This is a genomic window from Flavobacterium sp., from assembly GCF_044361015.1.
Lineage (GTDB): Bacteria > Bacteroidota > Bacteroidia > Flavobacteriales > Flavobacteriaceae > Flavobacterium.
Window position 1 is genome coordinate 18,913 of the sequence record NZ_JBIKJL010000026.1, and the last position, 14,556, is coordinate 33,468.

General features: G+C 32.8%; 19 protein-coding genes. 4 read left to right on the forward strand and 15 right to left on the reverse strand.

Going from position 1 to position 14,556, the window contains the following annotated elements; all coding sequences use genetic code 11:
- Nucleotides 1-67 precede the first annotated feature (67 nt).
- The 4 genes from ACIQ2Z_RS07885 (at nt 68) to ACIQ2Z_RS07900 (ending at nt 3,030) form a co-directional block, all read left to right on the forward strand.
- Nucleotides 68-1,411 carry a serine hydrolase domain-containing protein gene (locus ACIQ2Z_RS07885; protein WP_396183617.1) on the forward strand — a complete coding sequence of 448 codons (1,344 nt, stop codon included), beginning with the start codon at nt 68-70 and terminating at the stop codon, nt 1,409-1,411.
- 166 nt (nt 1,412-1,577) lie between these two features.
- A complete protein-coding gene (locus ACIQ2Z_RS07890; protein ID WP_396183602.1) occupies nt 1,578-2,591 on the forward strand; it encodes a DNA-binding protein in 1,014 nt (337 codons plus the stop codon).
- Nucleotides 2,592-2,593: 2 nt separating this feature from the next.
- Nucleotides 2,594-2,779, forward strand: coding sequence for a hypothetical protein (locus ACIQ2Z_RS07895; protein WP_396183603.1), 186 nt, complete (start codon nt 2,594-2,596; stop codon nt 2,777-2,779).
- 110 nt (nt 2,780-2,889) lie between these two features.
- The gene (locus ACIQ2Z_RS07900; RefSeq protein WP_396183604.1) at nt 2,890-3,030 is read left to right on the forward strand and encodes a hypothetical protein; all 141 of its coding nucleotides are present in this window, start codon (nt 2,890-2,892) and stop codon (nt 3,028-3,030) included.
- Between the two features lie 57 nt (nt 3,031-3,087).
- On the opposite strand, the gene ACIQ2Z_RS07905 is transcribed toward ACIQ2Z_RS07900, so the two are convergent.
- The 15 genes from ACIQ2Z_RS07905 to ACIQ2Z_RS07975 all read right to left on the reverse strand — a co-directional run.
- Nucleotides 3,088-4,326: a hypothetical protein gene (locus tag ACIQ2Z_RS07905; protein ID WP_396183605.1), complete on the reverse strand. Its 1,239-nt coding sequence runs from the start codon at nt 4,324-4,326 to the stop codon at nt 3,088-3,090.
- A gap of 123 nt (nt 4,327-4,449) precedes the next feature.
- The gene (gene sufD / locus ACIQ2Z_RS07910; RefSeq protein WP_396183606.1) at nt 4,450-5,766 is read right to left on the reverse strand and encodes a Fe-S cluster assembly protein SufD; all 1,317 of its coding nucleotides are present in this window, start codon (nt 5,764-5,766) and stop codon (nt 4,450-4,452) included.
- Nucleotides 5,767-5,808: 42 nt separating this feature from the next.
- On the reverse strand, nt 5,809-6,198 hold the full coding sequence (locus ACIQ2Z_RS07915; RefSeq protein ID WP_396183607.1) for a four helix bundle protein: 390 nt from the start codon (nt 6,196-6,198) through the stop codon (nt 5,809-5,811).
- A gap of 78 nt (nt 6,199-6,276) precedes the next feature.
- Nucleotides 6,277-7,026: a Fe-S cluster assembly ATPase SufC gene (gene sufC / locus ACIQ2Z_RS07920; protein WP_396183608.1), complete on the reverse strand. Its 750-nt coding sequence runs from the start codon at nt 7,024-7,026 to the stop codon at nt 6,277-6,279.
- A 58-nt stretch (nt 7,027-7,084) separates the two neighbouring features.
- A complete protein-coding gene (locus tag ACIQ2Z_RS07925; protein WP_396183609.1) occupies nt 7,085-7,357 on the reverse strand; it encodes a Txe/YoeB family addiction module toxin in 273 nt (90 codons plus the stop codon).
- Nucleotides 7,348-7,554 (reverse strand): DUF2683 family protein, encoded by a 207-nt coding sequence (locus ACIQ2Z_RS07930; RefSeq protein ID WP_396183610.1) that lies wholly within the window; start codon nt 7,552-7,554, stop codon nt 7,348-7,350. Before ACIQ2Z_RS07930 ends, ACIQ2Z_RS07925 begins: the two co-directional genes overlap by 10 nt.
- A gap of 15 nt (nt 7,555-7,569) precedes the next feature.
- Nucleotides 7,570-9,018 (reverse strand): Fe-S cluster assembly protein SufB, encoded by a 1,449-nt coding sequence (gene sufB, locus ACIQ2Z_RS07935; protein WP_396183611.1) that lies wholly within the window; start codon nt 9,016-9,018, stop codon nt 7,570-7,572.
- Between the two features lie 48 nt (nt 9,019-9,066).
- Complete coding sequence (locus ACIQ2Z_RS07940) at nt 9,067-9,456, reverse strand: four helix bundle protein (RefSeq protein ID WP_396183612.1); 390 nt, start codon at nt 9,454-9,456, stop codon at nt 9,067-9,069.
- 43 nt (nt 9,457-9,499) lie between these two features.
- Entirely contained in the window at nt 9,500-9,829 is a 330-nt protein-coding gene (locus ACIQ2Z_RS07945; protein WP_396183613.1) for a HesB/IscA family protein, read from the reverse strand.
- Nucleotides 9,830-10,001: 172 nt separating this feature from the next.
- Nucleotides 10,002-11,402, reverse strand: a complete 1,401-nt coding sequence (locus ACIQ2Z_RS07950; RefSeq protein ID WP_396183614.1) for a T9SS type A sorting domain-containing protein — start codon at nt 11,400-11,402, stop codon at nt 10,002-10,004.
- A 54-nt stretch (nt 11,403-11,456) separates the two neighbouring features.
- Nucleotides 11,457-12,836: a hypothetical protein gene (locus tag ACIQ2Z_RS07955; RefSeq protein WP_396183615.1), complete on the reverse strand. Its 1,380-nt coding sequence runs from the start codon at nt 12,834-12,836 to the stop codon at nt 11,457-11,459.
- A gap of 3 nt (nt 12,837-12,839) precedes the next feature.
- On the reverse strand, nt 12,840-13,328 hold the full coding sequence (locus tag ACIQ2Z_RS07960; RefSeq protein ID WP_396156198.1) for a hypothetical protein: 489 nt from the start codon (nt 13,326-13,328) through the stop codon (nt 12,840-12,842).
- A gap of 12 nt (nt 13,329-13,340) precedes the next feature.
- Nucleotides 13,341-13,730, reverse strand: a complete 390-nt coding sequence (locus tag ACIQ2Z_RS07965; protein ID WP_396156199.1) for a hypothetical protein — start codon at nt 13,728-13,730, stop codon at nt 13,341-13,343.
- A 5-nt stretch (nt 13,731-13,735) separates the two neighbouring features.
- Complete coding sequence (locus ACIQ2Z_RS07970; protein WP_396156201.1) at nt 13,736-14,353, reverse strand: hypothetical protein; 618 nt, start codon at nt 14,351-14,353, stop codon at nt 13,736-13,738.
- An 11-nt stretch (nt 14,354-14,364) separates the two neighbouring features.
- The coding region (locus ACIQ2Z_RS07975; protein WP_396183616.1) for a hypothetical protein at nt 14,365-14,556 on the reverse strand (192 nt) is incomplete at its 5' end.

Genomic DNA, 14,556 nt, shown 5'->3' on the forward strand with positions numbered 1-14,556 from the left:
TTGTGTCAAGTGAAAATCTCAAGTTTTAGTTTTCATTTGAGATAATTTTATACATTGCATTAAATAAATTTCAAATGAAAAATTTCTTGGTATCGCCATTTTACTTTTTATTATTTACATTGGCATAACAACATATCCGAAATTGGATATTGTTTCCGGTTTTTCGGCAAAAAGTGTTGCATCCGGCCATTTTATTGATGGGCGTTCGTTGGAAATCATCGAAAATGGCGACAATTATATTGATAATGTTCGACTGGCAACCAATGAAATCAACGAACAAGATATATTTGTAATTTCCTCTGCTTTTGGACTGAAAAAACGAAAAGCAATTTACAGAGAAGGCTTAGGAGTAACTTTAATTAACGATGATTTTGATGAAACAAAACCTTATTTGATTCCAAAACGAACTAAAATTGAAACTAATTTATCTTTTCCATATGGAAATCTTGAACCAAAAGACTCACTTTTGCCGGAGGTAAATTATGAAAAACTAAATCTGGCTGTTGGCGATGCATTTGATAAAAAAGGCGAAAAAATCAAACGAACAAGAGCTCTTTTAGTGATTTATAAAGACAAAATTATTGCTGAAAAATACGAAGAGGGTTTTTCTAAAAACACCAAATTCTTAGGTTGGTCGATGACCAAAAGCATCACGGCAACTTATTTTGGAATTTTACAGCATCAAGGCAAAATCGACATCAACAAACCTGCTCCGGTAAATGAATGGGCAAATGACGAACGTTCAAAAATCACCTTACACAATTTAATTCAAATGAATTCTGGTTTGGAATGGGAAGAAGATTATGGAACTATCTCCGACGTAACCAAAATGTTGTTTATAGCAGAAGATATGGCAAAAATTCAATTGGAAAAACCGGTTGCTTTTCAACCTAACACGCATTGGAATTATTCTTCCGGTACGACAAATTTGCTATCGGGTATTTTACGAAGACAGTTTGCAACTCATCAAGAATATTTAGATTTTTGGTATTCGTCTTTAATTGACAAAATTGGAATGCACTCGATGTTGATTGAACCAGATATGGCAGGGAATTTTGTTGGGTCTTCCTACGGTTGGGCAACAGCTCGTGATTGGGCGAAATTTGGCTTACTTTATTTGCACCAAGGCAATTGGAATGGCGAACAGATTTTTGATAAAAGTTGGGCGAAATATGTGGCGACACCCACACCCACTTCCAACGGAGAATATGGTGGTCATTTTTGGTTGAACGCCGGTGGAAAATATCCTGATGTGCCAAAAGATATGTACTTCTGTGGGGGATTTCAGGGTCAAAAAATAATCATTATTCCCTCGCAAGATTTGGTGATTGTTCGGTTTGGTTTGACCGAAGATGAAGATTTTGATTTTAATGGGATGATGAGGGGGGTTTTGGAAAGTTTGAGGAAATAAAGAACAGAAAGTATTTCATATCTTTGTATTAGTTATTTTACTAACTAAAATTATTTTCTTTTTGTTAATATTTTTAAGTTGTGCAAACCCCAGTAAAATCAGCATTTTAAAGAATGTTCCCCTCACAAATAAGGGAAACAATAAAAGTTATTAACAATTTTTGTTTATGAAAAAAGATTTGACTATGTCTGCGGTTGACAGACAAAATATTCTGAACAACAAAATAGCAATAGAGAATATTCAAGAATACATAGGTGTTAGTGGAATGTTTTTTAAAGGTGAATATAGATTTACAAAATCACAAGTTTCTGATTTCTATGGTGTAGACATATCAACTATTGAAAGATATTTATCGAGTAATGAAGAAGAATTAAAACATAATGGTTATGAAAATTTAAAAGGGAAATCTTTAAAAGAATTCAAAGAAGAATTTGGTTGGATGCTAACAGAAGGATCAAAAGCACCACAATTAGGAGTTTTTAATTTTAGAGCTTTTTTGAATCTTGGAATGCTTTTAACAGAAAGCGAAAAAGCAAAAGCTCTAAGAAGCGTTGTTCTTGATATTGTGATAGATACTTTAAATCAAAAAGTTGGAGGCTCAACAAAATATATAAATCAACGTGATGAAGATTTTATAGTCGCAATAATGCGAGAGCCTGTTTACAGAAAAGAATTCACCAACGCACTAAATTTATATTTAGATATGGGTAATTACAAATACTCAATGTATACTGATAAAATCTATGAAGCAATTTTTCATGAAAATTCGAAAGAATACAAACAAATCTTACAACTCGAAGATAGAGAAAATCCAAGAGACACTATGTATTCTGAAGTTTTAAAACTTATCGCTTCTTTTGAGATTGGTATTGCGGATGCTATGAGAATAAAATTTGATACAGTAAAAAGAAAATTACAGCCAACTGAATTAGACAACTTAATTAATGATTTTTCTAACAATCGGTTTTGGATACCTCAATTAGAAGATGTGAGAACAAAAATGGCTTGTAGAGATTACGGTTTAAGAAATATAATTCATGAAAGATTAAAACCATATATTGGATCGCTAAATGGAGATGAATATGAGCGTTTTTTAGGGGACAAAAGCAAGGAGTTGATTGATAGAGTTATGGATGATGAACAACTACTAGAAATATTCAAGAGACTTAAAGATAGATAATAATGAACGAATATATCTATTTTGATGCTGAACATGCAGTTAGGGTTCATGACCAAATAATTATTAATTCAGGTGGTATTTTAGGAATAATAAATTATGGCCTCCTTGAAAGTTCTATTGAACATACAAAAAATGACTATACTATCCTAATTTTGAGGATAAACTTACTCATCTTTTCTTTTCAATAAATAAAAACCACTGTTTTAATGACGGTAACAAAAGAGCATCTATTGCTCTTTCTGCATATTTCTTAGAAATAAACAATTGCGGTTTTATTGTTCCAAAATTTATAGAAAAAATGGAAAACATCGCTGTCGATGTTGCGGACAATAAAATAGATAAAGAACTTTTACTAGAAATTATTTATTCTGTAATTTATGAATATGATTTTAGTGAAGAACTGAAGCTAAAAATTGTACTGGCAAAAATAAATTCATAGAAATTGTACCAATTGCTTAACAAAGTAAAAATCGCAAAGGACGCAAAGTTTGAACAACTATTTGAAATATTTAACTGATTTTCCATTAAAGTAGCCAATACCATCGTTAACTGTTAAGAAAAACAATTCATTTTTTTTATTAAATTCAAATTTTAAAACATTTACATCATAACCAATTCTGTTTTCATTTTTGGCCGACCATCCAATCCATGGTTTAAAAATAAACACTTTAGAAAAGTTATCTTTTGAATTAATTATTTTAAAAAAACCGTCGCTGCTGTAATAATACACTGAATTATCGGTCGTATTAAAGGTCAGTGGGCCAAGCAGCTCTTTAATTGAAATGGATTTAATCCAAGAATCATTTGATTCCCTTCCCATATCATCGTAACTTAAAATTGAATTTAAGTCTCTTTTAGAGTAAAAACCTTCCTCATTCATTTTTTTTATTACCCATAAAGATCCTGAAACTGAAAAGTGCATTAAACTTTGCGATAAATAAATATTATTATCAGCGTCTTCTGCTATTCCTCTTATTGGATTATAAATTGGTAATTGTGATGGAAATTTATACAAAGTGTCATTCGCAACTATTTTAATTTTAGGACTATGTTTACTATATAATCTTCTAAAATATTCCTTAGAATCAATTTTTTCTTTTGAATAATCAACATCAACCATTAAATATTCTTCTTCAAAAAACTGCTTGCTTTTTATATTAAAAAATAACACATCTTCGCCAAATTCACCATTATCGTATGTGATCCAAACCCTATCTTCATTATCCAAATAGACCAAATCTGGTTTTCTTAATTTTTTCTTTTGAGTCAGATCTTTTCGAATTGGATGAAAAATCGATTTGAAGTTTTCTGGAAAATACATCTCCCCTAAATAGTAAATTCCTTCATCAGTAATTATTAATTCATTATCCAACTTATCGAAAAACAGAAAAAAGGGCGTTCCCTTAAATTTTATTTTTTTTGAATTTTTATTATCTAAGTTTTTTATAGCGTTTTTTGTGCAAATAACAATTTCGTTTCTTTGGTTTTTTGAAATTGCAAAAATTTTAGTGTATGTTTTTGAAAGAGTGTTTGTTTCTAGGTCAATAACGGCTAAAATGTCATCTGAATTCAAAGCAAACAGATATTTATCACTAACTGTAAAATCTATATAATTTGAATTTGTTATTTTAATTTGAACAGCAGTAATACTATCATTATTTCGCTTATTTTGAGAATATAATAGAAAGTTTAAATTAAAAAACAGAAAAGTAAAAAGTGCTTTTTCTAATTTCATTATTTAAGTTATAAAATGTTTTAAACTATTAACTAAAGTATTAAATAAAAACAGAGGACGCAAAGTCAATTATCTAAACTTTGCGAAATTTGCGTAAATCTTAGCGAAATTTGCGGTTAAACCCTACAAATCAAACCCCAAATTAACCCCCAATTTCATCGCAATAATCTTTGTGATGCGTTGTTTGAGTTCAGGTATTTTGATGCTTTCGATAACTTCGTTAGAAAAAGCATACAACAATAATGCTTTGGCTTCTTTTTTCGGGATGCCTCGTTGTTGCATATAGAACATCGCACTTTCGTCCAGCTGACCAATGGTACAGCCGTGTGAACATTTGACATCATCGGCAAAAATTTCCAATTGTGGTTTGGCGTTGATGGTTGCTTTGTCGCTCAATAAAATGTTGTTGTTTTGCTGAAAAGCATCGGTTTTTTGGGCTTCTTTTTCAACGAAGATTTTTCCGTTGAAAACGCCGGTAGAGCTTCCGCCTAAAATGGTTTTATAGTTTTGATGACTTTCGCAATTAGGTGTCGCGTGATTCACTAATGTATAATGATCCACGTGTTGCTTGTTGCCAATAATCGTAATTCCTTTTAAGGTGGAATCGATTCGTTCGCCAAAATGATAGAAATTCAAGTTGTTTCGGGTGATGTTTCCACCAAAAGAAAACGTATGCACCGCAACTCTACTCTCTTGTTTTTGAGAGATATACGTATTGTCAATCAAATTAGCTGTTTGTTCATCGTTTTGAATTTTGTAATAATCGACAATCGCTCTTTTTTGAGCATAAATTTCGGTTACTGAATTGGTCAGCACCGGATTACTGTTCAAGCTTTGGTGACGTTCGATGATTTGCACGTGTGCATTTTCACCCACTATAATCAAATTTCGAGGTTGCACCATCAAGGCACTTTCTATTCCCGTAGAAAAATGAATGATTTCAATCGGTTTATCAGCCACTTTGCTTTTTGGAATGTTGATATAGGCTCCTTCTTGAGCAAAAGCGGTATTTAAAGTGGTTAAACTTTCGTCTTTGCTGGCAATTTGGTTGAAATACGTATCCAAAATCATCTTGTATTTTGGTTTGGTTAACACCGAAGAAAGTAAGCAAACGTCAATTCCTTCGTGTGTGGTTGACGACATAAACGAACTGAATTTACCGTCTACAAAAACCAACTTATAAGTGTCGACTTCATGAAGAAAATATTCTTTTACATCTTTAAATTCAATTGAATTTTCCCTTTTTGGAAAAACAGAGAAATCGTTTTTTAAAACTGAATTCAGTGAGGTATATTTCCAAGCTTCCTCTTTTTTGGTTGGGAACCCTTTGTTTTCAAAGTTTTTGATGGCAGAAGTTCGAATGTCGTGCAGCTGTGCAGTTACATCCACTTTTTCTTCAAAAGCCATGAAAGATGATATGAGTTTTTCTTTTAGTTCCATTTGTTGGTTTCTAGTTTCAGGTTTCAAGTTTCAGGTTTTAGGTTATTGAAACTTGTTGCCTTTAAAGTCTTTTTTGTTTAAATAAGTTATAAAGTTTTTTATCTTACCACTTAAATTTTCATGTTTCGTTTTCAAATCTTCAAACTTTTCTACTGAAATATATTCGTAATCATAAAGTCTATAAATTTGTGACCTTGATTCTCCGGCAGAGCCTTTGGCGATGGATAAAAACTGACGAAATTCAATATTTCCATCTCTTTCAAAACCTTCTGCAATGTTATCCATAACAGAGCCTGATGATGCTTTTATTTGTTCTTTAAATCTAAAATCTGTTTTTAAATCAGTTTCTTTAGAAATTATATAAATTTCTTTTGCTAATTTTCTGGCTTCTTGCCAAATTTCTAAATCTTCAAACTTTGTAATTGTTGCCATGGCATATATATATTTAAATGGTTTATACTAAATTGATGAAAAAAACTGAGTCTTGAAACTTGAAACCTGAAACAAATTTTAAACCAATTCACTTTTAATCCAATCATATCCTTTTTCTTCAAGCTCGTAAGCCAATTCTTTTCCGCCGGATTTCACGATTTTTCCGTCCATCAATACATGTACAAAATCAGGAATAATATAATCTAATAAACGTTGATAATGCGTGATGACTAAAACCGCATTGTCTTTGTTTTTCAATTTATTTACTCCGTTTGCCACAATTCGCAATGCATCGATATCCAAACCTGAATCGGTTTCGTCTAAGATGGCTAATTTGGGTTCCAACATCGCCATTTGAAAAATTTCATTACGTTTTTTCTCACCACCCGAGAAACCTTCGTTTAACGAACGAGACAAAAACTTGCGGTCAATTTCTAATAATTCTGATTTTTCTCGAATCAATTTCAACATTTCGTTGGCCGGCATCTCGTCTTTCCCATTGGCTTTTCGGTTTTCGTTGATGGCTGTTTTCATGAAATTTGTTACTGATACGCCCGGAATTTCTACCGGATATTGAAACGATAGAAAAATACCTTTGTGAGCTCTTTCTTCGGGAGCTAATTCAGCTAAATCCTCGCCTAATAATTCAACGGAACCTTCGGTTACTTCGTAATTTTCATTTCCGGCAATTACAGCAGAAAGTGTGCTTTTCCCGGAACCGTTCGGTCCCATGATGGCATGTACTTCGCCGGCTTTGATTTCAAGGTTGATGCCTTTTAATATTTCTTTGTCTTCAATTGAAGCGTGTAAATTTTTTATGCTTAACATTTTGTTTATATTTTAAACCATTAAGGTATTAAGATTCATTAAGTTTTGATTTTTTATACTATTCGTAATGTCCTTTTAAGGAGATTATACTCAGAATATTTATGGTGTTTTCATCTATGATTTGGTAAATAATTCTATGTTCAGGATCTATTCGCCTTGACCAATAACCTGTTAAATCATGTTTTAAAGCTTCTGGTTTTCCTATTCCTTCAAATGGATTTTGCTGAATAGCTTTAATCAATTCAGAAATTTTTTTAATGATAATTTTGTTTCCAGATTTTGACCAAAATGCTAAGTCTTTTTCAGCTTTTTTAGAATATCTTACTTCCATAAATTATCTAATTCTTCCATTGAAATTTTCACATATTTCCCTTCTCTAACTTCTTTTGCTGCCTCCAAAATTTCTTTTACAAATTCAGGATTATATGGTTTCTCTGTTTTCTCAACAATTTCAAAACCAAGTGACTTTGCCAATTGTTTCAAAAGTGGAAAATCTTTTTTCTTTACGTTTTTTAAAATTATATCCATAACTTTTAATTTTAATTATCCTACCGAACCTTCCAACGAAATCTCCAACAATTTCTGAGCTTCTACGGCAAATTCCATTGGTAATTTATTCAATACTTCTTTGCTGAAACCATTTACAATTAACGCAATCGCTTTTTCGGTTGGAATGCCGCGTTGGTTGCAATAAAAAACTTGGTCTTCTCCGATTTTTGAAGTCGTTGCTTCGTGTTCAATTTTGGCAGATGTATTTTTACTTTCGATGTATGGAAAAGTGTGTGCTCCACAATTATTTCCCATCAAAAGCGAATCACATTGCGAAAAGTTTCGGGCATTATCAGCATTGGCACTTATTCGAACCAAACCACGGTAACTATTCTGGGATTTCCCGGCAGAAATTCCTTTGGAAATAATAGTTGATTTAGTGTTTTTCCCTAAATGAATCATCTTTGTTCCGGTGTCGGCTTGTTGGTGGTTATTGGTTACAGCGATGGAATAAAATTCGCCAATCGAGTTATTTCCTTTTAAAATAACAGAAGGATATTTCCAAGTAATGGCCGAACCGGTTTCCACCTGCGTCCAAGAAATTTTTGCGTTTTTCTCGCACAAACCTCTTTTGGTCACAAAATTAAAAACACCGCCTTTTCCTTGTTTATTTCCCGGATACCAGTTTTGAACGGTGGAATATTTAATTTCAGCATCGTCCATCGCAATTAATTCTACCACAGCGGCGTGCAATTGATTTTCGTCACGACTTGGAGCAGTACAACCTTCTAAGTACGAAACATAACTGCCTTCATCGGCAATTAATAACGTTCGTTCAAACTGACCTGTTCCCGCTTGATTGATACGGAAATAAGTAGATAATTCCATTGGACATTTTACACCTTTTGGAATGTAACAAAAACTTCCATCTGAAAAAACAGCGGAATTCAAAGCGGCATAAAAGTTGTCTTTTTGTGGAACAACGGTTCCTAAATATTTTTGAACCAACTCCGGATGTTCTTTAATTGCGTCTGAAATTGAACAAAAAATAATACCTTTTTCATTCAATGTTTTTTTGAAAGTCGTTGCCACCGAAACCGAATCGACTACAATATCCATCGCAACATTGTTCATTTTTTTCTGTTCATCGATCGAAATTCCCAGCTTTTTGTACATCGCTAATAATTCCGGATCAACGTCGTCTAATGTTTTGTTTGGATCAGCTTTTTTAGGTGCAGAATAATAAGAAATCGCTTGAAAATCTGGTTTATCATACTGTACATTTGCCCATTCCGGCTCAATCATTTCCTGCCAAGCACGAAAAGCTTCCAAACGCCAATCGGTCATCCATTGCGGTTCTTCTTTTTTCATAGAAATCGCACGGACAATGTCTTCGTTTAAACCAATAGGAAACGTTTCCGAGTCTAATTCGGTATAAAATCCGTATTCGTATTCTTTGGTTTCTAATTCGACTTTTAAGTCGTCTTCGGTATATTTACTCATAATTTTATCTAAAAAATCTAAAAAATCTAAAAAATAAAAAGAAAGTGTTTATGCCTTCTTGTTTTGCTTTTCTAAGTTTTTCAAATATTTAATATAACTACCTAATTGTTTTGATATTTCTATGACATCATTTCTGTGTTCGTAGAAATTATCTTCATTAATGTATTCTAACAATTTCAAAAAGTTGAACATATTTCGGCATTCACCAGCAGAACCTTTTGAAAAATATAAAAATCTAATTAATTCTTTTTTGGTTTCTCTTTCAAAACCTTCGGCAATATTATTCGAAATTGATAATGCCGCTCTTTGTAATTGATCTTTTAAACCATAATCTTTAGCAATTTTCTCATTCGTTAATGTTAGTTTGTATACTTTAGCTCCAAACTGCAATGCTTTTTGATAAACTTCCATTTCCTCAAACGAACTGTATTTTGCCATTTTTGCTTTTTTAGGTTATTTCAATTTTTTTGCTTTTTTAGATTTATAAAGAAAACGATTCCCCACACCCACACGTTCTGTTCGCATTTGGATTATTAAATACAAATCCTTTTCCGTTTAATCCGCCCGAAAATTCTAAAATGGTTCCTGCTAAATATAAAAACGACTTTTTCTCAACGGCTATTTTTACATGATTATCTTCAAAAACTTTATCGTTTTCTCCTAGTTCTTTGTCGAATTTTAATTCATACGATAAACCTGAGCAACCACCACTTTTTACGCCCACACGAACGTAATCTTTGGTTGCATCAAAACCGTCTTCTTGCATCATCGAAACGATTTTTTTACTTGCGTCATCAGATACTTTGATCATAGCTTATTTTAATTTTGTCTAAATAATGCGCAAAGTTACTACATAAATCGTTTTTTTCAATGGATACTAACATTTTTATAACTTATGAATTGATAGTAATTGACTATAAACAAAAGAAAATCCTCAATCAAATGAATGACAGAGGATTTTAAATCTTGAGAAAACGACTATTTTATTGTTTTACTATTTTTTTTGTTGCTACTAACTTTGTGTTTTTATCTATTATTTTTAATAAATAAACACCTGAATTGAGATTTGAAATGTCTATGCTGTTTTGGTTATCAAATTGTGCTACTTTTTTCCCTATCATATCAAAAACTTCTGCGAATAAATGGGAATTTATTTCGGATTGTATATTAAAAATTCCTGATGATGGATTTGGATAAACAGTAATTTTGCTGTCAACTTTAAATTCATCAGAACTTAAAGTAATCGGACAACTTATGTTTTGAGGAATTTGATAATTATTGCTTTGAAACCCTGTTCCAAGTTGTCCTCTATTATTACTTCCGCAAACTTGTAAGTTACCGTCTGTTTTTATTACCATCGAAAAACCCGCAAGCCCATTAGTGTCATTATTATTATCAGAAAAGATGTTGGTGTAAAATGTACCCACATTAATTTGAGTAGGAACATTTGCAATTGTTAAGGAATTATTGCCTAATTGCCCTCGATGATTTCGCCCCATTGCCCATAGTGTATTATCATTTTTTAAAGCTAGGGTATGATAATCTCCAGTTACCACTTTTATCCAATTGGTTTCAGAACCCACTTGTAAAGGCAATTGTTGGCTTCCTGAGACATTACCAATTCCTAAATTTCTATAAGTATTACTACCCCAACCCCATAAAGTTCCATCTATTTTTATAGCCATTGAATAATCTGCTCCACAAGCAATCGTAATGTAATTTGTGCCTGTTGCTTGTACTGGAAAAGAAGAAGAGTTATTACCAGTTCCAACACCCAATTGTCCTGAATTATCTAAACCCCAAGCCCACAAATTCCCATTAGTTTTCAAAGCAATGGTGTGTAGTGCCCCTGATTTTACTTGTGCCCAATCGGTAGCCGAACCAACTTGTATAGGAATGTTTTTATTAACAAAAGTACCATCACCAAGTTGCCCATTTTCATTAAAACCCCATGCCCACAGTGTTCCATCAGATTTTATGGCAAACGAGGAACTTTCGCCAGCTTCAACTTGTACCCAATTGTTGTCTGTACCTATTTGTGCGGGTGATATTACCACACCTGATAGATCTCCTAAACCAAGTCGTCCAAAACTAGAATTTCCCCAAGCCCACAAGGTTCCATCAGTTTTTATGGCTAAACTATGTATTGCACCAGTAGCAATTTTTGACCAAACAGGTTGATTACTAACCTGAGTAAAAACAAATAATTGTGTTGTTGTCCCATTTCCAAGTTGCCCCGAACTATTTAAACCTGTTCCCCATAATGTATTATTATTAGCAATTCCTATGGTAAAGTCGCCTCCACCACTAAGTTGTTTCCAACAGGTTTGAGCATTTAGAATTCCCATTATAAAAAAAGAAAGTAATAGTAATTTATTTTTCATCGTATTTAAGTTTAATTTTTTAGTGTTCATTTGTTTAAAAAGTAAACATCAATTTTATTCACACTCACAGGCCATGGGCATTCCTTGAGTTTCCATCAATTGATTGATTTTTTCGTCGCGTTTTTCTTCATCATTTTTGTACTGACTTAAAATTTTGATGTGTTGCGCTTTTACTTTTTCGAGCCTATTTTTTTCGTTTGATGTGCAATTGATCAAGCAAGTATATCTATTGGTGCTTTTTGCGTCATTGTTTTCTTGCGCTTCTTTCAAACCTAGTTGGTGTTCCCGAATCGATTGATCTAAACTAGTTAACATCATATTGTAATAATTAACCATAGCGTCTTCACTGTTAGCATCTTTTACAAATGGTGCGTCTTGTAAGTCGCTGGTTTGTGAAAAGTTAGTTGCGTTGGAATTAGCATTTTTCAATAATTTCTCTGTTTGCTCAATTTGCTGTAGTTTCAATTGTTTCAGTTTTGGGTCTTCTTCGGCATTGGCTTCGGCATACATTTGTTGCATCGCAGCATTCATTTCGACGCTATTTTGCGCCATCGCTTGACCCATCATTTCGCCCATTGGTTTGTATCCTTTTCCTGAAAAATTGGCGCTTGTGTTTTCGATATAGTTCATAAAAATAGAAACGCCTTCTCCTTCTATTCCAGTAATCATATAGGTTTTTCCGGTTGGACTCGCGATAAATCCTAATCCCCAATAACCAGAAATGCTGTACGTAAATTTAGTGTCAATTAAAATTTCTTGCGGATGAGACAGCCAAATAGACATTTTTTTACCTTCAAAAACTCCAGAATATTTTACTCTTGGATATTTATTACCGCCCACTTTACCAACTTTATTTCCGGTTTTTTTAAAAGTTTTGAAAAATTGCTTGCTCAACATTCCAGTTTGAAGGTCATGCACAACCATCGATTGGCCACTTCCCATTTTCATGGCAAAATTTCCTTCCGAACTTTTGGTATATTGATAAAAATCGTTGTTGGAATTTTTAATCTGTGTCATTTCTCCTTCGACGGTTTCAGTTAGCATTTCTTTGAGGCCTTTCCAATCCATCATTGAATTGCCATTTTTGGTGTTCAGATAGAAATAGGAAACTAAATCACCTTCGGGCGAATTTACTGAAAAGCCAATTTTTTTATTGAAAGTAAACTCGCCATTCAAACCAATTTCATTATAAACCGATTGACCAGCATTTGGTGTTTTGGGCTGTGGAATTGTAACCGTAATGTCCAACAAATCATTTGGATTGGGTTCATTGCTTTTTATCTCCAATAATTCATCTGCATCCGTTAATATTGGAACAGCAGGCTTTGGTTCGTCTTTAATCAACGGAATGTTGGTCTTTGGCTTTGCTTTGGATTTTTGTTGGGCAAAACCCGAAATACTCAAACATAAAATCAATACTACTATTTTTTTCATGATTTAGTTAACTTTTAAAAATAAAATTGTTGAAGTGATTTGTCCTTTTACACCAATTGGTTTTGCTTCTAAAATGATTTCATAATTACCTTTTGGGATTTCGGAAACTGTTTCAGGCGTATTGGTTTGTAAATTAGAAAGCATCGAGATAACATCAAAAGTTTCAATTGGCATAAACATATCGCCTGGAAAAAATGGAATTGGAGCTCTTTTCATGCTTCCTAAAACTTTTCCATCTTTTTTAATTGTTGTCGTAAACACAAACTTCACCACTTGCTTTTTATCTGAATTTAAAGGAACATCTGATGTGGTGAAAACAAAGTTGATTTTGTGTTTGTTTTCTCTAAAATCAGCATACAGGTTTACTGCTTTATTGCCTTTTAAAGCAATTTCTGCTTTTGAGGTTTCATTAATTTTTAATTCTCCTTGCACCAATTGTGCGTTTGCTTGTATGCCAATAATTAGGCATAATGTTGCGATAATTTTTTTCATTTTTTTAAATTTTTACGGATTAACTACAGTTTCAAAATTTTCTTCAAACACCTTCGTTGGTCGTTTATCGTGATAGACATACGTTGATTTGATGTAACCTAAGTAGGAATTAGTTTGTCTGTAATGAGTATAACTAATTTGAAAAGTGCGTTTAGCGACATTATCTGTGCTTTCTACCGTCATTTGGTATTTGGTTCGGGCATCGCCATTAAAGGTTTGAACGGCTGTTTTGTTGAAGATATACATGGGTTTGGTTTCTTTTCCAACTTTAGTATGTATAGTTGTTTTTTTACCCCATTCTACTTCAAAAAGTGGCATGTTGGACGTTGGATTGGTATTCCAAAACTTTATTTGAGCTTGCGATTGAAAGCAAATAAGCAGTAGTAGAATTATTTTTTTCATAGTTTTTAATTTACAGGAATGATACTGTACACAATTCCCAAATTATATTTTGCTTTATTGAAGCGCATGTATCCTGGTCGTGTTGGGATATTGGCTGTGTTTTTGGCTTGATTTAACGTAACTGCTGGTACATTGGCATCTTTCAAAAAGACAATAGCTTCTTGTTTTCCAACGATTTCGTCATTTACTGGTTTGTAAACTTTGATTTCATAAACTATTTTGAAATAAGCATTGTCTTCAAGTTCTTTCATGGTTTTGTAGCCATATTTTGCTGGTTCAAACTGAAAGCGAACTTTAGTATTCATTAAGGATTTGATGTTTCCGTTGCTTACTTTCATTCCGGCATTTCTTGGCACTTCAAATACGCGACCATAATTGCCGATGTATTTAAAACCAGTTGGTTGAATTTGATCTTCATTGCCCGTAGTTTTATTTTTTACAAACAAACGACAATAGCCAATTCCGTGAACACTTTCGGTGCCGATATCTATATTTTGATTGATGGTATGTGCTGCTAACCAATCGAATTTGAAATCGTATTTTACGGTTTGTGGCAATGCTTGTGCAAAAGAGTTTGCGATTGCGAATACTAGAATAAGTACTGATAATTGAATTGTTTTCATTTTTTTAAAATTTAAAGTTTGTTAATTATTAATTGTGCAGTTTCAATGCTTTTTTGTTTGTTTATCTTTTCTTCATCTGACATTTCGGTTGTGATTTGAAATTCTAAACCTTTATAGAATACTTTTAGTTCTTTATATTTATTGTTCCAAACAGCGTACTCGCCAACACCTTTAATTTCATCAAACGAAAGTCCTTTTGCCAT